This window comes from Micromonospora haikouensis (assembly GCF_900091595.1).
GTDB classification, from domain to species: domain Bacteria; phylum Actinomycetota; class Actinomycetes; order Mycobacteriales; family Micromonosporaceae; genus Micromonospora; species Micromonospora haikouensis.
Map to the genome: position 1 here is coordinate 95,455 of NZ_FMCW01000017.1, position 20,125 is coordinate 115,579.

Sequence of the window (20,125 nt, forward strand, 5' to 3'; positions counted from 1 at the left end):
GAGTGCCGCAGTCGGCGAACAAGCAGCCGGCCAGCAGCAGGTACACCACGACCCGGGCCGGCAACAGGCGCACACGTCGCTGCGTACGCCGGGTCGCGGCGAGGACGTCATCGACCATCTCGAACGGCACGAGGCGGGTCAGCTCACCGAGATGACCCGCCGCGAACGGTCCGGCAGCTACCGTGACCGTCCGTGTTATGGCAATCTGTTCCACCGAGCGGGGTTCCTGGTTCGGGTTGTCTTGGAGTGACAAACCTTGATACCGGAACCCCGCCTCTCACACCCTGATCAACACACCCCTTGACCAGCCCCGCCACGCCCTAACTGAACGGCGTTGCCACTAGCACCCCTACCAGACGACCAGCCACACAGATCAGAAACAGGCTATAACGACCTGATGGAAACAAGGCCGACGCTCGTCGTCGTCAGCGGACCGTCGGGGGCGGGCAAGACGACACTCGCCCACCTGCTCGCCCGGCGGATCGGGTGCCCGGCGATCTGTCGGGACGAGATCAAGGAGGGCATGGTCCACGCGGCCGGCGACTTCGTCGCCGCACCGACCGACGAGCTGAGCCTCCGGACCCTGCCCACGTTCTTCGAGGTGCTGCGGCTGCTGTTGACCGCAGGCGTCACGACGGTCGCCGAGGCGGCCTTCCAGGACCGCCTCTGGCGCCCCGGCCTGCAGCCGTTGCTCGGGATCGCCGACGTCCGGGTGGTGCACTGCCGGGTCACCGCGCAGGCGGCCTTCGACCGCGTCCGGCGACGGCAGGACGAGAACGCGATCCGGCGGGCCCACGCCGACGCGTACCTCGGTGACCGGCAGACCCACGCCCTCGGCCACCGGGGCTTCCAACCCGTCCGGCTCGCCGTGCCCGAGATCGAGGTGGACACCAGCGACGGCTACCGCCCGGGGCTCGACGAGATCGCCGCCTTCGTGAACGCCGGCCGATGAGGCGCTGCCGCCCGCACGCCGCACGGAGGGAACGTCACGGGTCGATGAGCCCCTCGGCCAGCAGATCGCCCCACAGGGCGTCGGGCACCGGCGTGGCGGCGAGCTGCACGTTGCGGTCGACCTGTTCGGCGTTGCCCGCGCCGAACAGCACGGAGACGACGGCGGGATGCCGCGCCACGAAGGCCATGGCCGCCTGCGGCAGGCTCACCCCGTGTGCGCGGCACACCTGCGCGATCCGCACCGCCCTGGCGTACGTCGCGTCCGGCACCGGCCCGTAGTCGTACGTCCGTCCCGGTGGCTCGGTGGCGAGGATGCCGCTGTTGAAGACCCCGGCGGCGAGCACACCGACCGCCCGTTCCCGGCACCGGGGCAGCAGCGTACGCGCCGCCGACTGGTCGAGCAGGGTGTAACGGCCGGCGAGCATCACGGCGTCGATGTCGGTGTCGGTGACGAACCGCTCCAGCATCTGCCACTGGTTCATCCCGACGCCGATCGCGCCCACCACGCCCTGGTCGCGCAGCTCGTGCAGGGCCGGGTACGCCTCGTCGACCGCCTGCCGCCAGTGCTCGTCCGGGTCGTGGATCAGCACGACGTCCACCCGGTCGAGGCCCAGCCGGGCGAGGCTGGACTCCAGCGACCGGCGCACCCCGTCGGCGCTGAAGTCCCAGCGGCGCGCGTGGTCGGCGGGAACGTCGAACCCGCCGGCTTCGTCGCGCAGATGCGCGGTCTGCGGCGACGGCACCAGGATCCGGCCGACCTTCGTGGAGACCGTGAACTCCGCGCGGGGCCGGCCCGCCAGCGCCGCGCCGAGCCGGCGCTCCGACAGGCCGAGGCCGTAGTGCGGGGCGGTGTCGTAGTAGCGGATGCCGGCATGCCACGCGGCCTCGACCGCCCGACGGGCCGTGTCGTCGTCGACCGCCCGGTACAGGTTGCCGATCCCGGCCGCGCCGAACCCCACTGTCGTGACCGGGGCCGACGAGCGCCCCAGGCGGGTGGTCCTCATGACGTCTCCTCGTTGCCGGGTCGGGGGTGGGTGCTCGGCGGGGGGCCTCCGGCGGCGGCCGGCCGGACGCGCAGGCCGTGCACGCCGCCGTCGACGGCGAGCACGGTCCCGGTGGTGGAGGCGGCCAGCGGGCTGGCCAGGTAGGCGATCGCGGCGGCGACCTCGTCGGCGGCGACCAGCCGGCCCATGGGCTGGCGGGCCCGCAGTGCGACGAGCTCGGCGGCCGGGTCGGCGGCCGAGTCGAGCAGCCGGCGCACCCAGGGGGTGTCGGCGGTGCCCGGGTTGACGCAGTTGACCCTGATCCCCTCCGCGACGTGGTCGGCGGCCATGGCGAGGGTCAACGCCTGCACGGCGCCCTTCGTGGCGCTGTAGAGCGCCCGGTCGGGCAGACCCACGGTCGCCGCGATGGAGCAGGTGTTGACGACGGCCGCGCAGGCGGAGGCCCGCAGGTGGGGCAGGGCCGCCCGGGTGACCCGGACGATGCCCACCACGTTGACGTCGAAGACCCGGTGCCACTCGTCGGACGGATTCGCCTCGACGGACCCCTGCGCGCCGACGCCGGCGTTGTTGACCAGGATGTCGATGCCGCCGAGGTGGTGGGCCGCGGCGGCGACGGCCTCGGTCACCGACGTGTCGCTCGTGACGTCGCAGCGCAGGCCGTGCAGCGGGGCCGGCACCCCGAACGGGTCCAGGTCGAGGCAGGCGACGGCCGCCCCCCGCCCGGCGAGCATGCGGGCGGTGGCCAGGCCGATGCCGGAGGCACCGCCGGTCACCACGGCGGTCAGTCCGGTGAACTCGCCGGTCATGACTCTCCCCACTCGGTCCGGACGCGGCCGTCCCGGCCGGCGTGGTCGCTCATCGTCTCCTGTCGAAGCATCGCACCGAAACCCCGGCGCCGCAGTCACCACCGGTCGCCCATTTCCCATGACCCAGGGGGGTTATCGTGGTGACGCCCTCCCCCACCAGCGACGGAGACCCCAGTGTCCCTGCACAAGCTCGGCTTCCTCACGATCGGCCTCTTCGACGAGGCGGATCCCCTGGCGGGCCACGAGGCGACGCTGAGCCTCATCGAGCTCGGCGAGCAGCTCGGCTTCGACAGCGCCTGGGTGCGCCACCGCCACCTCCAGTTCGGCATCTCCTCGCCGGTGGCCGTGCTGGCGGCCGCCACGCAGCGCACCCGCCGCATCGAGCTCGGCACCGCGGTCATCCCGCTCGGCTGGGAGAACCCGCTCCGCCTCGCGGAGGACCTGGCCACGGTGGACGTCCTCTCCGGCGGCCGGTTGAACCCGGGGGTCAGCGTGGGCCCGCCGATGCACTACGACCGGGTGCGGCACGCACTGTATCCGGACACCGGCGACGCCGAGGACTTCGGCCACACCCGGGTCCGTCGGCTGCTCGACCTCGTACGCGGGGAGCCGGCCAGCGACCTCGACGGCGTCGAGGGATTCGAGGCGTACTCCCGCCGGGTGCAGCCGTACTCCCCCGGCCTGATCCACCGGATGTGGTACGGCGCCGGCAGCCTCCGGTCGGCGCGCTGGGCCGGCGAGCAGGGCATGAACCTGCTGACCAGCAGCGTGGTCAAGGCCGAGGAGGCCACCGAATTCGACGACATCCAGCTCGCGCACATCCGCGCGTACCGCGCCCACCACCCGGCCGGGCCCGCCGCCCGGGTGTCGCAGGGGCTGGTGGTCATTCCCACCGACAGCGCCACCGCCGAGCAGCGCGCCCGCTACGAGGAGTATGTCCGTCGGCGCACCCCTCGGACGGCGGCGCCGCAGGGGCCGCAGCGGATGGTGTTCGCCCGCGACCTGATCGGGCCGTCCGACCGGATCGCCGAGGAACTGACCGCCCTCGCCGCGTTCCGGGAGGTCGACGAGGTGGCCTTCGCCCTGCCCTTCACCTTCGACCACGCCGACTACGTGCAGCTGCTCACCGACATCGCGACCCGGCTGGGCCCCCTGCTCGGCTGGCGCCCGGCACGCTGACCCCGCCCGCCGGGAAGCACCGGACGGCCTAGAGCGGGAAGCGGCCCTGCCGCCACTGCCAGTGACGCCCGGCCGTCAGGTGGTCGACGACCGCCCGCTGGAGCGCGGTGCGGCGCGGCAGCCGGTCCAGCGGCGTGGTCAGGGTGCGGAACACGAACCGCAGCACCTCGACGTCGGCGTCGAGCCCTTCCGGCTCCTCGTAGGGTTCCAGCTCGAACCTCCGCTGGAACCGCACGATGTTGGAGCTCTCGGGCAGGTATTCCCGCAGCTGCGGGTCGAGCAGCCACGAGCCGCAGGCGAACGCCGTGTAGCGCTCGTCGGGGAAGTGGCGCGGGAAGAATCCGCGGGCCTCGTCGAGCGACGCCGCGACCGCCTCCGGGGTCAACGGCCCCGAGTCGGGGATGTGCAGGCCGATCGCGCCGTCGCCCCGGTGGTGCTGCAACCGGCCCAGCTCGTAGAGGCCGCCGCGCACGTGCAGCGTCAGCCAGCTCTGCATCACCGGCCAGCCCTCGCCGCGCATCCGCCGGTCGACCGCGAGGTTGCGGCCCAGGTCCGCGAGGGTCGTCCACGACACGGCGTCGGCGATGCCGTGGTCGCGGTGGTAGCCCCTGACGACGTCGACCAGCGCCAGGTAGGCGTAGCCGTAGAGGTGCCGCCAGGCGGGACCCCGGTCGCGGGGCAGCGCCGGGCCGGGCGACAGCCAGCCGTGCCCCCCGAGATCTGCGCGGACCAGGGCGGTCGAGCGGTCGAGCAGCCAGCGCAGCTCGGGTGTCCACAGCGGAGAGCCGGCGTCCGGCCAGCCGGCCATGATCTCGGCGGCGTCGTCCGGGGGCACCGCGAGCCGGTCGAGGATCGCGGGCGCGTCGGCCCTGGCGGGCAGCGGAGCCGACGGCCCGTCCCCGGCGAGCCGGTGCACGCGCTCGACGTCCTCGACGGGCACCCCGAGCCGGGCGGCGATGGCGGCGAAATCCACGCCGACGACGCTACCGGCCGCCGGGCCGCCGCGACAGGCCGGCGACCTCGGCCGCCTCGGTTGGACCGCTCGGTTCGGCTGGCCTCGGTTGGGCCGCCTCGGTCCGGCCGACCTCGCCGCGCTGGCCCGGTGCGGGCGGGAGCACGAACAGGGGGCGGCGGACCGGGGCACGGGCCGGTCAGCGGCGGTGCTGCGCCGCCGGGTCGAAGCGGGCGACGAACCGCCGCTGCCACGGCGTCTCCACGGCCTGGGGCAGGTAGTGCGCGCGGACGTAGGCGACGGCCTCGACCGGGGGCACCCCGTCGAGGATCGCCAGGCACGACAGCCCCGTCCCGGTGCGCCCGAAGCCGCCCCCGCAGGCCAGCTCGACCCGCTGCGTACCGGCCCGGTCCAGCGCCTCGCGCAGGGCGGCCGCGAAGTCCACGCGGTCGGCCGGCAGCCAGAAGTCACGGCAGCGGACCCACCGGCTGTCCCACGGCACCGGCCCCGGCGGGGCGCCTACCAGGTAGACCCCGAACTGCGGCTCGGGCCCGTCCGGCAGCGGGTTCCGCAGGCCACGGCCACGCACCAGCCGTCCGGACGGCAGTCGCATGACGCCCGGCGCGCTCGGCTGCCAACCGGCTTCGGTCATCGCCACACCTTCCCCACCGCCGCCGTCAGCGCCGGGCACCGCCCGGTCGACGCCGGTCGCCGCCAGCGGCCCGGTGGCCGACGCGGGGAGCCTGCACCACCGGGGAGTTGCCCCGCCCGGGGCGGGGGCTTCGCGCCGCGTCGGCGACCATCTCGTCGGGGTCGTCACGGAGCGCCTGCCGGATGTGCGGCGGGACCAGCTCCGACGTCGCCACCGCCATCCGCACCTGCACCGACCGGTCGTCGACCAGGTGCCGCAGGTCCGCCTCCGTCAGCTCGACCGCGAGCACCAACGCGACGCGCACGTCCGCCACGGGGTCCCGGGCGAGCGCGCCACGCTGGGCGGTGCTGGTCCGCGGGTTGCGGGCGAGCCCCCGGCGTACGCGCGCGGTGCGGTCGGCCAGCAGGGCGGTGATCACCTCGGGGTCGTGGGTGTGGGTGGCGAGACGTTCCCGCACCTCGGGGGAGACGTCGTCGACCAGCCGCGCGGCCAGGTCGGGCTCCAGTTCGCGCGACTCGGCGAGGAGACCGCGAAGCTCCTTGTCGTGGGCCTGCGCCATCACCCGGCGAACCGACTCGTCGCAGGCCGGATTGCCGGCGACCGCCCAGCGGACCCACCGGTCGGCGTCCTTGACCAGCCGCACCAGGTTGCCGACCGAGGCCGAGGGGTTCCTCGCCACGGCCTCCCTGACCTGACGGTCGTGGTCCCGGGCCAACGGCCGCAGCGCCTGGGCGGGCGCGTCGGTGCGGCCCGCGACCGCCCTGCGGACCAGGGGCGACGGGTCGGCCGCCAGGTCGATGAGGGTCAGCTGGGGCGTCTCGGGGTGCTGGGCGAGGGCGAGCCGCGCCTCGGCGCTGTCACCGTCCGCGCCGTCCGCGAGAGCGCCCGACCCACTGCGGCGGTGGGGCCCGCCGACGTCCCCCTGGTTTGCCATGGGCGCCATCATGTCACGGGCCCGTCCGGGTACGAAGTTCGTCGGCCGGGCGGCGGGCAGGCGCCTCAGTACCGGTCCCGGGTTCCCAGGAGGGCGTGGTGCGCGGCACGACGCCAGGGCTTGAGTTCGGTGTCGATCGCGGCCCAGCGGGTGTCGTCGACGCAAAGGGCCCCGTCGACGTCGGGCAGGGCCTCGATCAGGCGCATCCGCTGGTCCTCGCTCGGGTGGGTGCTCCACAGGTCGGTGGCCCGCCGGCTGACCTGACGGGCCAGCGGCAGCTGGACGGCCAGGCGCTGCCGGGCCTCGGCCGCCAGCTCCTCGAGCTGTTCACCGTCGATGCGGGGCGCCAGATGCCACAGGTCCCGCCAGATCCGGTCGGCGAGCAGCACCGTCTCCGACGAGCGGAGGAAGGGCGCGGTGCCGGCGACCCGGCGGGCGACCAGATCGGCCCGGTACTCGGCGCGGCGGCTGTCGGGCATCGCGACGCTGTCGACGAGCAGCTGCACGGTCGCGCCGACGACATTGACCAGGGCGATGGTCCCGTGGACGGCCATCCCGAGGAGGACGACCAGGCCACTCTGCCGTTCGGCCAGCGAGTCCGCCGTGCCGAGGGCCCGCCGCCACGGGTTCCGCCCACCGGTGGCCGCCACCGCCCGGGCGCCGAACGTCCTCGCCGGCAGCGTCCACCGCACCCGCAACGGGTCGCCGTTGGCGAGGTGACCCAGTTCGTGGGCCAGGACCGAGACGCGGGCGGCCCGCGGCAGCATCACCCAGAGGGGGATGCCGATGACGAGCACCGACCGCTGGCGCCACCCCAGCTGGGCGACTGCGGCGTTGATGCTCAGGTCGGCGCAGATCACGTCAGGGACCGGCGTTCCGGCGGCCTCGGCGACCTCGCGCACCAGCCGGTGCAGCTCGGGGGCCGCGCGCTCGGTGATCAGGCCGTGCCTGGGCACCCGCCCGAACGCGGGCTTGACCAGCAGCAGGACGAGCACGGCGGGGATCGCCAGGACCAGCCGGATCCCCGGCGACAGACCGCTGGCGACCACGAGCCAGCCGAGGTAGCCCAGCGCGGCCACCCCGAGCAGGGCCAGCACCACGGAGACCGCCAACAGCCAGACCTCACCGGTCGACGCACCGGCCTCGCGCCCCTGCGGGTCGGCCAGCAGCTGCTCGTGCGTCGATCGGTCGAGCTTGAGCCCGCGCCGGAATCCCCATCGGCCGATCGTCCTGGTGCCGCGCCAGGGAGCCAGGGCGACGTCGTACACCTCCAGGTTCCACCGGCAGGCGAGGCACCAGGGAACCGTGCCCACCTGCGGCGGAACCAGGTCGTGGGCACAGGACGGACACCTGCTCGGCGTCCTCGTCGTCGGCACGACGCCGGATTCTATAGCGCGGCGCCTGCGGATCCAGGCGTGGCGATCAGACGGGTCGCGACGGGTGGCCCACCGTGGCCGGCGGCCACCATCCACTGTGGCGCGCCGGCGTCACGCCGGTTGGCCCCAGACGACGGCGACGCTGTTCGGGTCGGTCGGGCTGTAGCGGACCGCCACCGTGCCGCCGGGTCGGAGTTGACCGAGGTACACCGGCGGCACGAGGCCGGTGTGCGTGGCGGGGAACGGCGGCCGGTCGGCGGGGGTGACCATGAGCTGGATCTCGACGAGGGGGGCGTGGTTGACGTACCCCCCGGTCTGGCGGAGCCCGACGATCGTGGCCGTCGCCGGCGTGCCGGTCGTGGCGAGGTGGGCGGTCGCCTGCTGACCGGCCAGTTGCTGGCGCATCTGCTGCATGGCGGCCAGCCCCTGGCGCAGTTGGGCCCCGGGTCGTAGGTGCGGTCGATCTCGTCGGCCTGGCGGCGCAGGTCCCGCAGCGAGCTGAGGAATCCCATGGTCAGACCTGCGCTTCCTGGTAGAGCCGACCGAAGTGGGTGGCGAGCTGCATGTCGCCCCGCATCCGGGCGTTCCACCCGGCGACGGCCGCCGGCCAGGCGGCCGGGTCGACGCCGAGGGTGGCGGCGTACCGGGCCATGCCGGCCTCGTCGAGGCCGCGGGTGGCGGCGGCCTTCGACGCCCGGGCGTACAGCTCCAGGCCGACCCCCTCGATCGGGGTGAGGCGCGGGTCGCCCGGCGGCACGTCGGCCGGCTGCGGCACCGCCACGTTGCCGTAGCCGGCGACGCCACCGCCGTAGCCGGGGCCGAAGCCGCCGGCGGCCTGGGCCTGGCTGGCCTGCTGCTGCAGGGCGCGGGCCTCGGAGATCATCGCGGGGGCCGCCTCGACGACGTTCCGCATGTCCTTGAGCTGCTTGAACAGTCCCATTGCCGGGTTCCTTCCCTCTCGGCGCCGGCGCGGTGCCGGCGGTGGAACCAGTTCACGCCACCGCGCGGCCCGACGCCTGAGTAGCCGCTACTCATCCCCTGCCCAGGCCGTTGCTCAGCCGCCGGCCGGCGCACACCCCCTAGAGCGTCCTAGGACAGATTCGTCGGCGGGTGGCCGGCCGATCACTGCGGCCCGCCCGCCTCGGTGAGCCGGCCGCCGGCCAGCCGGAGCCAGCGGTCCACCCCGATCGCGGCCAGGAAACGGTCGTCGTGGCTGACCACGACGAACGCCCCCCCGGTACGCCAGGAGCGCGCTCTCCAGCTGCGCCACGCTGGCCAGGTCGAGGTTGTTGGTGGGCTCGTCGAGCAGCAGCAGCTGCGGTGCCGGCTCGGCGTTCAGGACGCACGCCAGCGTGGCGCGCAGCAGTTCGCCGCCGGACAGCACGCCGACCGGCAGGTGGGCGCGGGCGCCCCGGAACAGGAAGCGGGCCAGCAGGTTCATCCGGTCCGCCTCGCTGCGCGAGGGCGCGAAGACGGCGAGGTTGGCGGCGACCGTCCGGTCCGGGTCGAGCAGGTCGAGGCGCTGCGACAGGTACGCCACCCGGCCCTCCGCCCGCGCGACGGTGCCGGAGACCGGCTCCTGGTGGCCGCCGACCAACCGCAGCAGGGTCGACTTGCCCGCGCCGTTCGGCCCGACGAGGGCGACCCGTTCGGGGCCACGGATGTCCAGGCCGACGCCGTCGCCGGCGAAGACCGGACGCCCGTCGTAGGCGGCCTGCAGGGCCTCGCCGTGGAAGACGGTGCGGCCGGCGGGCACCGTCGTCTCCGGCAGGTCGAGGGCGAGGTCGTCGTCCCGGCGGGCAGCCGCGCTCGCCTGGTCCAGCCGGGCCTGCGCCGTGCCGAGGCGCGCGGCGTGCACGTCGTTGGACCGGGCCGCCGACACCTGCGCGTCGCGCTTGAGGTTGCCGGCGACGATCCGGGCCAGCCCCGCGTCGGCCAGGTTGCGCGAGGCGGTGGACGCGCGGCGGGCGGCCCGCTCGCGAGCCTGCTGGAGCTCGCGCTTCTGCCGCTTGACGTCCTGCGCGGCCTGCCGCACCTGCCGCTCGGCGACCTCCCGCTCGGCCCGCACCGCCTGCTCGTACTCGGTGTGGTCGCTGCCGTACCAGCGGATCTCGCCGTGGTCGAGGGCGGCGATGCGGTCCATCTCGTCCAGCAGCGCCCGGTCGTGGCTGACCACGAGCAGGCAGCCGGCCCAGGAGCGGAGCACGGCGGTCAGCCGCGCCCGCGCCTCGCCGTCGAGGTTGTTGGTCGGCTCGTCCAGCAGGAGCACGTCGGGCCGCTTGAGCAACTGGGCGGCGAGGCCGAGGGACACCACCTCGCCGCCGCTGAGGGTGCCGAGCCGGCGGTCCAACGCGACGTCGGTCAGCCCGAGGCGGTCGAGTTCGGCGCGGGCCCGTTCCTCGACGTCCCAGTCGTCGCCGACGGTGGTGAAGTGCTCCTCGGCGGCGTCGCCGGCCTCGATGGCGTGCAGCGCGGCGACGACGTGGTCGACCCCGAGCACCCGGGCGACCGTCTGGTGCCGGGCGAAGGGCAGGTGCTGGGGCAGGTAGCCCAGCGTTCCCTCGACGGTGATGCTGCCGCTGGCAGGCCGGAGCTCGCCGGCGACGAGCCGCAGCAGGGTCGACTTGCCGGCGCCGTTGGGCGCGACCAGGCCGGTGCGGCCGCCGGGCACGGAGAACGACAGGTCCTGGAAGACGGGGGTGCCGTCCGGCCAGGAAAAGGACAGGGCGGAGCTGACGACATGACTGTCGGACATGGGGAACCTCGGCAGACAGGTGATCCGGGCGCGCACGCGCCGCCCGGCGTGAGCAGGGCATGACGACATGGGCGACGCGAAGGCGCGGGTCGTGCGCCGTCGGTCACCGCTGCGGGCTCTCACCCGGAGATGTCGTCGTCACCTGCCACGCTGCGCTCCTGTCCCGTCGGCTGGAGCCAGGATAGCTCACCGGGCCTTCGCCGCCCGGCGTCCTGGATCCGGCTCAGGCCGCACCGCGCGACGACGCGGCGCGGCCGCTGATCTGGATGAAGTGGAAACCGTTCACGATCACCCGGTGATCGCCGAGAGCCTCGATCGCCGCCGCCAGATCCGCGTCGGTCAGGCCCTGCGCCAGCAGCGCGGGCCGCAACTGCGGGATGCCGGCACGCAGCAGCCGGCAGCCCGGATCGCCGCCGCGCCAGCTGCCGCCCCGCACCCGGAAGGCCACCTCGGTGAGGCCCGCCGCGACGAAGGCCGCAGGAGCCCGCTGGGGCCACGCGAGGTCGAAGCCGGCGGCCACGAGAGCCGCCGCATGAGCCGCCATGTAGCGGGTCAGCACGTCGGCGGTCGCCTCGTCCGGCGCGTACGTCACGAAGTCGCCGGGGGCGGGCGCGAACTCGCCGACGAGCAGCACGCCGCCGGGCGCCACCGCCGCGACCATCCGCCGCAGGGCCTCCTCACGTCGGGGCAGGTGGCCGAGCAGCAGGCGGGCATGCACGAGGTCGAAGACGCCCAGCGGCCCGTCGGCGACGATGTCGTGTCGGCGGACGGCCAGGCGCGCACGAGCCGGGATGTGCTGCGGCGCGATGTCCGTGGCGACCACCTCGGCGCCCCGTTCGGCCAACCACCCGGCGATGCTTCCCGCGCCGGCGGCCACCTCGAGGCAGCGCTTGCCGTCCAGTTCGGTCAGCGCCCCGAGCAGCTCACGGGTCGACTCGTCCAGCAGGTCGGCCAGCGCGTCGTGGTGGCTGCCGGCCTGTTCGCTCGCGTTGTCGAACGCGTAACCCTTCGTGGTCATCTCACCATCGTGCATCGTGGCTCTGCCGAAACGGTGACGCGCCCGCCCGCCGGGCGGCCGGGCCACCCCGTGCGCCAGCCGCGCACCCTGGGTCTGACGGGCCGGGACCTGCGCCGGCCCGGGGCCACGTCAGCCCGCCGGGGGTGCGGTGCTCTGCCGGACCGTGAGGGTCGTCGCCAGTTCCAGTCGCACCTGGGCGGTGCGTTCCCCCCGCCCGAGGGCGAGCGCCAGCTCGGTGGCGGTGGCGGCCATCTCGGCCAGCGGCTGGTGGACGGTGGTCAGCGGGGGGTCGACCAGCGCCGCCAGCGGCAGATCGTCGAAGCCCACCACGCTGAGGTCGGCGGGGATCCGCAGCCCGCGCTCCCGCGCGGCCTGGTAGACGCCGAGGGCCTGCTGGTCGTTGCAGGCGAAGATCGCCGTGGGCCGGTCGGGTCGGCCCAGCAGGCCGAGCGCGGCGGACCGGCCGTCGACGTGGTTCAGCCCGGTGTGGACGACCAGGCCGGGCTCCACCGGCAGGCCCGACGCGTCGATGGCGGCCCGGTAGCCGTCCAGCCGGGCCCGGCAGCACAGGACGTGCTGCGGGCCCCCGATCATCGCGATGCGCCGGTGGCCCAGCTCGATCAGGTGGCGGGTGGCGGACCTTCCGCCGGCCCAGTTCGTCGCCCCGACGAACGGCACGTCGTCGGGCAGCTCGGCGGTGGGATCGAAGACCACGAACGGGATCCCGCGGGCGCGTAGCTGGTCGTGCTGCTCCGCGCCGAGCTGGGCGACCACCACCAGGCAGTCCGGGCGGCGGGCGAGCGTGTCGTCGATCCAGTACCGGATCGCGTTGTGCTGCGGGCCGAACTCCGTCAGGACGACGCCGACGCGCTGCTTGCGGGCCGCCCGCTCGACGCCGCGGATGATCTGCAGGCCCCACATGTCCTCGATCTCGTCGAAGACGAGCTCCATCATGTTGCTGCGGGTGACCGGCGCCGACCGGCGGTATCCGTGCTGGCTGAGGGCCGCCTCCACCCTGGCCCGGGTGTCGGCGGCGACGCCCGACCTCCCGTTGATCACCTTTGACACGGTCGGGATCGACACTCCGGCCGACCGGGCGATGACGGCGATCGTCACCGGCCTGGTCGAATCGGTGACCGAGCCCGCCTCGTCGACCGGCTCGCCCGACTCGCCGTGTGTCAACCCGGCCCCCTCTTCCGCACCAGCCTCGCCGACGACGCCGACGCACCGCTCCCGCGACGGCCACCCCCACGCCGGTCCCGCCGCGTGGCGGGCCACCGGCGTCGTTCCGCGCGCAAGGATAGCCGTTCGGCCGTCGCCCGGCGGGCACCGACGCTTTCCACGCTTGATCTGAAAATTCCCGAAGTGGATCGCCACCCGCGGGGAAGGCTTCTCGCCTGGCGAGGACCCGGCGACATCGCCGCCCGCCGGCCCCCGTCCCCGGGGAGGCGAGATTCATTGACGCACATCAGCGGTTGACGTACCGTCGGGCCGGAAACTTTCGGCCTTGACGGACCGATCGTTTCCCTTCGGGAGCCTTGAAGGTCGCGGCGGACGCCTGGGCAGCGTCCGCACACTCCGCATTCTCCGGTCGCGCGGGCGGGCAGCGCTGTCCGCCCGCGCGGCCCCGCGTACCCCCTCAACCGCCACCATGGCGAGGAGTCCCTGATGAGTTCGCAGTACCTCGGAAAGACACGACGGCGGATCGGCCTGATCGCCGCCGCGGTCGCCACGCTGATGATGGCGGGCACGATGGTCGCCGGCAACGCCCAGGCGGCGGCCGGCTGCCGGGTGGCGTACGCGGTGCCGTCCCAGTGGCAGGGCGGCTTCACCGCCGACGTGTCGGTCACCAACCTCGGCGACGCCGTCAACGGGTGGACGCTGGGCTGGACGTTCCCGTCCGGCCAGCGGGTCACCCAGGCGTGGAACGCCACGGTCACCTCATCGGGTGACCAGGTCACCGCGAAGAGCATGAGCTACAATGCGGCGATCGCCACGAACGGCTCGGTCTCCTTCGGCTTCAACGGCTCGTGGTCGGGCGGCAACACCGCACCGACCTCGTTCACCCTCAACGGTGTGGCCTGCACCGGGAGCGTGGGCGGCACGCCGACCCCGACCCCGACCAGCACCCCACCCCCGTCCCCGACGCCCACCACCTCGCCGTCGCCGTCACCGGGCGGGGACGCGATGGCCACGGTCGCGGCGATGCAGCCCGGGTGGAACCTGGGCAACACCTACGACGCCATCCCCGACGAGACCGCCTGGGGCAACCCGCCGGTGACCCAGGCGCTGCTGCAGAAGATCCGTTCGCAGGGCTACCGCAGCATCCGGATCCCGGTGACCTGGAGCAACCACCACGGGCCCGCGCCGACGTACACCCTCGACCCGGCCTGGCTGGCCAAGGTCCGGCAGGTCGTCGACTGGTCGCTGGCGGAGGGTCTCTACGTGTTGGTCAACCTGCACCACGACTCCTGGCAGTGGATCAACACCTATCCCGGTGACCGCACGAACGTGATGAACCGGTACACCGCGCTGTGGACCCAGCTCGCCACCACCTTCCGCGACCACTCCTCGAAGCTGACGTTCGAGAGCATCAACGAGCCGCAGTTCACCGGCACGTCCGGGGACGCCCAGAGCGACGAGGTGCTGCGCGAGCTGAACGTCGCGTTCGTCCGCCTGATGCGCCAGTCCGGGGGCAACAACGCCACCCGGCTGCTCGTGCTGCCCACCCTCTACACCAACTCCAACCAGGAGCGGCTCGACGCGCTGACGGCCACGATCGACCAGCTCGGGGACCGCAACATCGCCGCGACCGTCCACTTCTACGGCTGGTGGCCGTTCAGCGTCAACATCGCCGGCGGCACCCGCTACGACAGCAACGTCGAGCAGGACATCGTCGACGGCTTCGACCGCGTCCAGCAGACGTTCGTCTCCCGGGGCATCCCGGTGATCGTCGGCGAGTGGGCGCTGCTCAGCTACGACTACACCCGGCCCGGCATCATCGAACGCGGCGAGCTGCTCAAGTTCTTCGAGGCCGTCGGCTACCACGCCCGGATCCGCAAGCTCACCACGATGCTCTGGGACGCGGGCTCGTTCCTCAACCGCAACACGCTGCAATGGCGGGACCAGGGCATCTACGACATGATGAAGGCGAGCCTGACCACCCGCTCCGCCACCGCCTCCTCGGACCAGGTCTACGTGCCCCGCACCGGCACCATCACCAGCAGGTCGCTCACCCTGAACCTCAACGGTGCGACGTTCCAGGGCCTCCGGCAGGGCAGCACCAACCTGGTCAACGGCACCGACTACACCGTCTCCGGCACCACCCTCACCCTGACCGCCTCGGCCCTGACCCGGCTGGTCGGCAGCCGCGCCTACGGCGTCAACGCCACCATCGAGGCCCGCTTCTCGCAGGGCGTGCCGTGGCAGATCAGCATCATCACCTACGACCCGCCGACGCAGGCGGCGGCCACCGGGACGACCAGCTCGTTCACCATCCCCACCCAGTTCCGCGGCGACCAGCTCGCCACCATGGAGGCCACGTACGCCGACGGCAGCCCCGCCGGCCCGGCCAACTGGACCCCCTACAAGGAGTTCTGGTCCAACTTCCAGCCCGACTACACCGCCAACACGATCATCATGAAGCCCGAGTTCTTCGCCGAGGTCAAGGACGGCCCGGTCACGCTGACGTTCCACTTCTGGAGCGGCACGAAGATCAAATACCAGGTGACCAGGTCCGGGACGTCGGTCACCGGCGCGCCCGCCTGACCCGCGTCCGGCAACAGGCGGGGCCCGCAGCCAGGCGGCTGCGGGCCCCGTCGCGTCGGGGAACAGCGGGGATACGGCCCGCCGGGGCGGGGCGCGTCCGCCTCAGCGCAGCCCGGCGAACAGGTCGTCCTCGGGCGTCGGCGCGCCGGTGGTGTCGCGGACCCGGACGAAGGTCTCCACGCCCATCAGCTCGGTGAACCGTTCCTGGCCCAGTTGCAGGAAGAAGATGTTCTCGGCCTGGCTGGCGTGCGTGGCCAGCGACTCGAACTTCTGCGCGCCGTAGGCGCTCGTGTCCACCCAGGTGGTGATCTCCTCGTCGGGCAGGCCGAGCGGCGGCAGCTCCGCGGACCCGTCCGGCTCGGGGAACTCGGCGCCGATCTCCTTCATGACGCGGCCGAACTCCTGGAACGCGCTGCGCGGCACGGTGGTCCAGTAGACCTTCGCCGGGATGCCCGTCCGCTCGACGGCGGCCATGGTGATCCGGTGCGCCTGGATGTGGTCCGGGTGGCCGTAGAAGCCGTTCTCGTCGTAGGTGACGACGACGTCGGGCCGGTAGCGCCGCATCAATTCGGCCAGCCGGTCGGCCGCCTCCGCCACCGGCGTGTTCCAGAACGCGCCCGGCGCGTCGTTGGCCGCCCAGCCCATCATGCCCGAGTCGGCGTAGTCGAGCGTCTCCAGGTGCGTGACCTTCAGCGCCTCGCAACTGGCCGCCAGCTCGGCCCGGCGCATCGCCACCACGGCCTGCGTGTCGTGCGCCTCGTCGCCCGGCTTGACGCCGCCGGGGCCGTCGCCGCACCCGCCGTCCGTGCAGGTCACGAGCACCGTCGTGATGCCCTCCGCCGCATACCGGGCGAGGACGCCGCCGGTGCTGGTCGCCTCGTCGTCGGGGTGCGCGTGCACCGCCATCAGGGTCAGATTTCGTTGGGCCACCCCACCACGATACGGGGCAAGCCCGGCCCACTAGCATTGCCGCGGTCCGCGACGTCTGCTGAATCGAGGCGAGATGCGTTGGCTGCGGCAGTTACTGGGTGGCAACCGGGTCCAGCTCGACCCGGAGCGGCAGCAGGCGCTGCTGCGCGACGTCCGGCACCGGTACGGCGCCCGCTCGCAGGCGCGGTTCCCGGAACAGGCCGAGGCCATCTCCCGGCTGCTGGACGACGACGACGGGCTGGTGGTGGCGGCCCGGATCCTCGGCGAGGCCGCCGACGAGGCCCACACGGAGCTGCAGGCCCAGGTGCACGACGTGCACCGGCGCACGGGCCGGCGGCTGCTGCTGCACCGCCGCAACTACCGGCCGCTGTGGAAGGAGGCCGGTCCCTCGCTGCGGTGGCCCCTGTTCGCGCTGCCGTCCGGCCTGCACCCGTACGCGCAGGTGGCCGCCGCCGTCGCGGTGGTCGGCAACCGGGCGTCCCGGCTCGACCGGGTGACCGACCCGACCCCGCTGGTGACCCACGTGTTCGAGGTGCTCGACCTCACCACCGCCGGCTGGGAGTACGGCCGGGTGCGGGTGGACACCGACGCCGCGGCCCTGGCCGATCGTCTGATCTCGACCGCCGGTCAGGTCCTCGCCACCATGGACGACCCGCCCCGGCTGCCGCCCGCGGTGCGCGAGCTGATGCGCCGCAACAACACCCTCGACGTGCACGACCCGGCCGGTACCCGGGTGGTCGGCGGGTTCAACCCGGGCGCGCGGATGCGGGAGGTCCTGCTCGCCTGAGGCCGCGCGGGCCGGGGGCGGCGACGAACTCCGGCGGCGGCCCCGACCGGGCCCGCGCGGCGGCCCGTCGCGAGCGGGCGGGCCGCCGGGGAGCCCTCAGTGGTCGCCGGGCGCCCGGGACAGGACGCGGGAGAGGGCGAGGCTGGCGGTGCGCACCGCCGGGGCGAGCCGGGCCGGCGGCAGCCGGTGGGCGGGCACCGAGATGGACAGCGCGGCGACGATCCGGCCGTGCACCAGGACGGGCGACGCCACGCAGGAGAGCCCCGGGGCCGCCTCCTGCCGGTCGTAGCCGACGCCGGCGTGGCGGATCCGGGCCAGCTCGTCGGCGAGCCGCCCGGGGTCGGTGACCGAGTGCGGGGTGAGCCGGGGCAGCGGCTGCGCCAGCACCTCGTCGATGAGCTCCTGCCCGGACCAGGCGAGCAGCACCTTGCCGACGCCGGTGCAGGTCAACGGCAGGCGACCGCCGACCCGCGACGGCGTGTCGACGCCCGCGTGCCCGCGGATCCTGTCGGCGTAGACCACGTCGAGGCCGTCGCGGACGCCGAGGTGGATGGTCTCGTGGGTGGCCTCGTAGAGGTCCTGCAGGAACGGCAGCGCGGCCTCGCGCAGGCGCAGCTTGACCGGCACGAGTTCGCCCAGTTCGAACAGCGCGATGCCGAGTCCGAAGCCCGCCGGGGCGCGGCGCAGCAGCCCCAGCCCGACGAGTTGCTCGGCCAGCCGGTGCACGGTGGCCTTCGGCAGGCCCGTGCGCCGGGACAGCTCGGTCAGGCGCAGGGTCTCCTCCGCCGGGCGGAACGCGCGCAGCAGCCGTACCCCCCGGTCGAGCACGTTGCCCCGGGTGGGGCCCGCCGGGCCGGACGGCGGCGCGCCCGGGCCGTCGGCGTCGGCGGATCCCGCCGTGTTGTTCCGTGGCATGGAACACGAGGTTGCCAGCCGGTGGGCGCGGCGTCTACACCTGGAGGCCGGGATGCCGGGTGCGCCAGCGCCGGCATGGTCGTCCCGCCGGGCGGAACGGCCGGGGTGTCCGTTTTCGTCCCAGGCCAAGGAGCAGGAGACATGCCCAAGACGAAGGTCGCCATCATCGGCTCCGGCAACATCGGCACCGACCTGATGATCAAGATCCTGCGGGGGTCGGAGACGATGGAGGTCGCCGCCCTCGTCGGCATCGACCCCCGCTCCGACGGGCTGGCGCGGGCGGCCCGGCTCGGCGTGCCGGTCGTCCCGACCGGCGTGCGGGGGCTGCTCGACCATCCCGACTTCGGCGACGTCCGGATCGTGTTCGACGCCACGTCGGCGCAGGCCCACCTCGCCAACGACGCCGCCCTGCGGGGGGCCGACCTCACGCTCGTCGACCTGACGCCGGCGGCGATCGGCCCGTACGTGGTGCCGCCGGTCAACCTCGACGAGCACCTCGGCGCCCGCAACCTGAACATGGTGACCTGCGGCGGGCAGGCGACCATCCCGATGGTCGCCGCGATCTCCTCGGCCGCCACCACGCACTACGCCGAGATCGTCGCGTCGATCTCGTCGCGCTCGGCCGGCCCCGGCACCCGGGCCAACATCGACGAGTTCACCGAGACCACCTCGCGGGCGATCGAGCAGGTGGGCGGGGTCCGGCGCGGCAAGGCGATCATCGTGCTGAACCCCGCCGAGCCGCCGCTGATCATGCGCGACACCGTCTTCTGCGTCGTCGACGACTGCGACCGCGACGCGGTCACGGCGGCCGTGCTGGCCATGGCCGAGAAGGTCCGGGCCTACGTGCCCGGGTACCGGCTCAAGCAGGACGTCCAGTTCCGCAGGATCACGGCGAGCAGCCCGGAAGCCGACCTCGTCCCGCACGCCCCACCCGGCGACCGCTGGGTGGTCAGCGTGTTCCTGGAGGTGGAGGGGGCGGGCCACTACCTGCCGACGTACGCGGGCAACCTGGACATCATGACCTCCGCCGCGCGGCAGGTCGGCGAGCGACTGGCGACGGCGGTGGCGGCCCGATGAGCACCCGGATCTACATCCAGGACGTCACCCTCCGCGACGGCATGCACGCCATCCGGCACCGCTACACCCTCGACCAGGTCCGGGCCGTCGCTGCGGCCCTGGACGCCGCCGGCGTCGCCGCGATCGAGGTGTCGCACGGCGACGGGCTCGCCGGCAGCAGCATCAACTACGGGCCCGGGGCGCACACCGACTGGGAGTGGATCGAGGCCGCCGCCGAGGTGGTGCGCCGGGCGACCCTCACCGGCCTCCTGCTGCCCGGCATCGGCACCGTGCGCGAGCTGCGGAAGGCCTGGGACCACGGCATCCGTTCGATCCGCATCGCCACCCACTGCACCGAGGCGGACATCGCCAACCAGCACATCGCCGCCGCGCGGGAGCTGGGCATGGACGTCTCGGGCTTCCTGATGATGTCGCACATGGCGCCGCCGAAGCTGCTCGCCGAGCAGGCGAGGATCATGGAGGCGGCCGGCGCGCACTGCGTCTACGTCACCGACTCCGGGGGCCGGCTGACGATGGACGGCGTCCGGGAGCGCGTGCGCGCGTACCGCGACGTGCTCGCGCCGGAGACCCAGATCGGCATCCACGCCCACCACAACCTGGGCCTCGGCGTGGCCAACTCGGTCGCCGCCGTCGAGGAGGGGGTGTACCGGGTCGACGCGTCCCTGGCGGGCCAGGGCGCCGGCGCCGGGAACTGCCCGATCGAGGCGTTCGTCGCCGTCGCCGACCTCACCGGTTGGGAGCACGGCTGCGACCTGTTCGCGCTCATGGACGCCGCCGACGACATCGTCCGCCCGCTCCAGGACCGTCCGGTGCGCGTCGACCGCGAGACGTTGACCCTCGGGTACGCCGGGGTCTACTCCAGCTTCCTGCGCCACGCCGAGGCCGCCGCCGCCGAGTACGGCCTCGACACCCGCAGCATCCTCGTCGAGGTGGGTCGGCGGCAGTTGGTCGGCGGCCAGGAGGACATGATCGTCGACATCGCGCTGGACCTGCGGCGGCAGCGGTCGTAGCGGCTGGCGCA

At 73.9% G+C, this 20,125-nt stretch carries 18 protein-coding genes and 2 pseudogenes; 6 read left to right on the plus strand and 14 right to left on the minus strand.

Features of this window, described 5'->3' with window-relative positions; all coding sequences use genetic code 11:
* Window positions 1-10: 10 nt before the first annotated feature.
* Window positions 11-205: pseudogene (locus tag GA0070558_RS18525) on the minus strand (transposase domain-containing protein); the annotation flags it as partial.
* A 192-nt stretch (window positions 206-397) separates the two neighbouring features.
* Between GA0070558_RS18525 and GA0070558_RS18530 the strand changes: the two are divergent.
* Window positions 398-952: a P-loop nucleotide/nucleoside kinase family protein gene (locus GA0070558_RS18530; protein WP_091281769.1), complete on the plus strand. Its 555-nt coding sequence runs from the start codon at window positions 398-400 to the stop codon at window positions 950-952.
* 34 nt (window positions 953-986) lie between these two features.
* Here the strand turns inward: GA0070558_RS18530 and GA0070558_RS18535 are convergent, their stop codons facing one another.
* Both GA0070558_RS18535 and GA0070558_RS18540 read right to left on the minus strand, forming a co-directional pair.
* Entirely contained in the window at window positions 987-1,955 is a 969-nt protein-coding gene (locus GA0070558_RS18535) for an aldo/keto reductase (protein WP_091281772.1), read from the minus strand.
* A complete protein-coding gene (locus GA0070558_RS18540) occupies window positions 1,952-2,761 on the minus strand; it encodes an SDR family NAD(P)-dependent oxidoreductase (protein ID WP_091281775.1) in 810 nt (269 codons plus the stop codon). The genes GA0070558_RS18535 and GA0070558_RS18540 overlap by 4 nt, the downstream gene beginning before the upstream one ends.
* Window positions 2,762-2,935: 174 nt before the next feature.
* On the opposite strand from GA0070558_RS18540, the gene GA0070558_RS18545 reads away from it, so the two are divergent.
* A complete protein-coding gene (locus tag GA0070558_RS18545; RefSeq protein WP_091281779.1) occupies window positions 2,936-3,940 on the plus strand; it encodes an LLM class flavin-dependent oxidoreductase in 1,005 nt (334 codons plus the stop codon).
* Between the two features lie 28 nt (window positions 3,941-3,968).
* Here the strand turns inward: GA0070558_RS18545 and GA0070558_RS18550 are convergent, their stop codons facing one another.
* The 9 genes and pseudogenes from GA0070558_RS18550 to GA0070558_RS18590 all read right to left on the minus strand — a co-directional run bounded on the left by GA0070558_RS18550 (window position 3,969) and on the right by GA0070558_RS18590 (window position 12,809).
* Window positions 3,969-4,913, minus strand: a complete 945-nt coding sequence (locus GA0070558_RS18550) for an acyltransferase domain-containing protein (protein WP_091281783.1) — start codon at window positions 4,911-4,913, stop codon at window positions 3,969-3,971.
* A gap of 178 nt (window positions 4,914-5,091) precedes the next feature.
* Window positions 5,092-5,544 (minus strand): protein phosphatase, encoded by a 453-nt coding sequence (locus GA0070558_RS18555; protein ID WP_091281789.1) that lies wholly within the window; start codon window positions 5,542-5,544, stop codon window positions 5,092-5,094.
* A gap of 25 nt (window positions 5,545-5,569) precedes the next feature.
* Window positions 5,570-6,478, minus strand: a complete 909-nt coding sequence (locus tag GA0070558_RS18560; RefSeq protein ID WP_077937354.1) for a hypothetical protein — start codon at window positions 6,476-6,478, stop codon at window positions 5,570-5,572.
* Window positions 6,479-6,543: 65 nt separating this feature from the next.
* Window positions 6,544-7,854, minus strand: a complete 1,311-nt coding sequence (locus tag GA0070558_RS18565) for a M48 family metallopeptidase (RefSeq protein ID WP_218107024.1) — start codon at window positions 7,852-7,854, stop codon at window positions 6,544-6,546.
* A 111-nt stretch (window positions 7,855-7,965) separates the two neighbouring features.
* Window positions 7,966-8,268, minus strand: a complete 303-nt coding sequence (locus GA0070558_RS33450; RefSeq protein WP_091281797.1) for a hypothetical protein — start codon at window positions 8,266-8,268, stop codon at window positions 7,966-7,968.
* Window positions 8,269-8,368: 100 nt separating this feature from the next.
* Window positions 8,369-8,794: a hypothetical protein gene (locus GA0070558_RS33455; protein WP_077937351.1), complete on the minus strand. Its 426-nt coding sequence runs from the start codon at window positions 8,792-8,794 to the stop codon at window positions 8,369-8,371.
* A gap of 182 nt (window positions 8,795-8,976) precedes the next feature.
* Window positions 8,977-10,609, minus strand: a pseudogene (locus tag GA0070558_RS18580) (ABC-F family ATP-binding cassette domain-containing protein).
* Between the two features lie 223 nt (window positions 10,610-10,832).
* Window positions 10,833-11,627: a class I SAM-dependent methyltransferase gene (locus GA0070558_RS18585; protein WP_176734263.1), complete on the minus strand. Its 795-nt coding sequence runs from the start codon at window positions 11,625-11,627 to the stop codon at window positions 10,833-10,835.
* Window positions 11,628-11,756: 129 nt separating this feature from the next.
* Complete coding sequence (locus tag GA0070558_RS18590) at window positions 11,757-12,809, minus strand: LacI family DNA-binding transcriptional regulator (RefSeq protein WP_218107025.1); 1,053 nt, start codon at window positions 12,807-12,809, stop codon at window positions 11,757-11,759.
* Between the two features lie 486 nt (window positions 12,810-13,295).
* Here GA0070558_RS18590 and GA0070558_RS18595 point away from each other — a divergent pair, with 486 nt between their 5' ends.
* A complete protein-coding gene (locus tag GA0070558_RS18595) occupies window positions 13,296-15,395 on the plus strand; it encodes a cellulase family glycosylhydrolase (RefSeq protein WP_091281804.1) in 2,100 nt (699 codons plus the stop codon).
* Window positions 15,396-15,497: 102 nt separating this feature from the next.
* Here GA0070558_RS18595 and GA0070558_RS18600 read toward each other — a convergent pair whose 3' ends face one another.
* On the minus strand, window positions 15,498-16,325 hold the full coding sequence (locus tag GA0070558_RS18600) for a PIG-L family deacetylase (protein WP_091281807.1): 828 nt from the start codon (window positions 16,323-16,325) through the stop codon (window positions 15,498-15,500).
* 73 nt (window positions 16,326-16,398) lie between these two features.
* Here GA0070558_RS18600 and GA0070558_RS18605 point away from each other — a divergent pair, with 73 nt between their 5' ends.
* Entirely contained in the window at window positions 16,399-17,112 is a 714-nt protein-coding gene (locus GA0070558_RS18605; protein ID WP_091281810.1) for a hypothetical protein, read from the plus strand.
* Window positions 17,113-17,208: 96 nt separating this feature from the next.
* Here GA0070558_RS18605 and GA0070558_RS18610 read toward each other — a convergent pair whose 3' ends face one another.
* A complete protein-coding gene (locus GA0070558_RS18610; RefSeq protein WP_218107026.1) occupies window positions 17,209-18,027 on the minus strand; it encodes an IclR family transcriptional regulator in 819 nt (272 codons plus the stop codon).
* A gap of 141 nt (window positions 18,028-18,168) precedes the next feature.
* Between GA0070558_RS18610 and GA0070558_RS18615 the strand changes: the two genes are divergently transcribed.
* Both GA0070558_RS18615 and dmpG read left to right on the plus strand, forming a co-directional pair.
* Window positions 18,169-19,104 (plus strand): acetaldehyde dehydrogenase (acetylating), encoded by a 936-nt coding sequence (locus GA0070558_RS18615; protein ID WP_091281812.1) that lies wholly within the window; start codon window positions 18,169-18,171, stop codon window positions 19,102-19,104.
* Window positions 19,101-20,114, plus strand: coding sequence for a 4-hydroxy-2-oxovalerate aldolase (gene dmpG, locus GA0070558_RS18620; RefSeq protein WP_091281819.1), 1,014 nt, complete (start codon window positions 19,101-19,103; stop codon window positions 20,112-20,114). The genes GA0070558_RS18615 and dmpG overlap by 4 nt, the downstream gene beginning before the upstream one ends.
* Window positions 20,115-20,125: the final 11 nt, after the last annotated feature.

Bases quoted from the DNA above. Each gene is read 5' to 3' on its own strand.
- GA0070558_RS18560 (WP_077937354.1), bottom strand. From the start codon at position 6,478: ATGGCAAACCAGGGGGACGTCGGCGGGCCCCACCGCCGCAGTGGGTCG.
- GA0070558_RS18540 (WP_091281775.1), bottom strand. From the start codon at position 2,761: ATGACCGGCGAGTTCACCGGACTGACCGCCGTGGTGACCGGCGGTGCC.
- GA0070558_RS18610 (WP_218107026.1), bottom strand. From the start codon at position 18,027: ATGCCACGGAACAACACGGCGGGATCCGCCGACGCCGACGGCCCGGGC.
- GA0070558_RS18530 (WP_091281769.1), top strand. From the start codon at position 398: ATGGAAACAAGGCCGACGCTCGTCGTCGTCAGCGGACCGTCGGGGGCG.
- GA0070558_RS18585 (WP_176734263.1), bottom strand. From the start codon at position 11,627: ATGACCACGAAGGGTTACGCGTTCGACAACGCGAGCGAACAGGCCGGC.
- GA0070558_RS18605 (WP_091281810.1), top strand. From the start codon at position 16,399: ATGCGTTGGCTGCGGCAGTTACTGGGTGGCAACCGGGTCCAGCTCGAC.
- GA0070558_RS18555 (WP_091281789.1), bottom strand. From the start codon at position 5,544: ATGACCGAAGCCGGTTGGCAGCCGAGCGCGCCGGGCGTCATGCGACTG.
- dmpG (WP_091281819.1), top strand. From the start codon at position 19,101: ATGAGCACCCGGATCTACATCCAGGACGTCACCCTCCGCGACGGCATG.
- GA0070558_RS18595 (WP_091281804.1), top strand. From the start codon at position 13,296: ATGAGTTCGCAGTACCTCGGAAAGACACGACGGCGGATCGGCCTGATC.
- GA0070558_RS33455 (WP_077937351.1), bottom strand. From the start codon at position 8,794: ATGGGACTGTTCAAGCAGCTCAAGGACATGCGGAACGTCGTCGAGGCG.
- GA0070558_RS18535 (WP_091281772.1), bottom strand. From the start codon at position 1,955: ATGAGGACCACCCGCCTGGGGCGCTCGTCGGCCCCGGTCACGACAGTG.
- GA0070558_RS33450 (WP_091281797.1), bottom strand. From the start codon at position 8,268: ATGCAGCAGATGCGCCAGCAACTGGCCGGTCAGCAGGCGACCGCCCAC.
- GA0070558_RS18615 (WP_091281812.1), top strand. From the start codon at position 18,169: ATGCCCAAGACGAAGGTCGCCATCATCGGCTCCGGCAACATCGGCACC.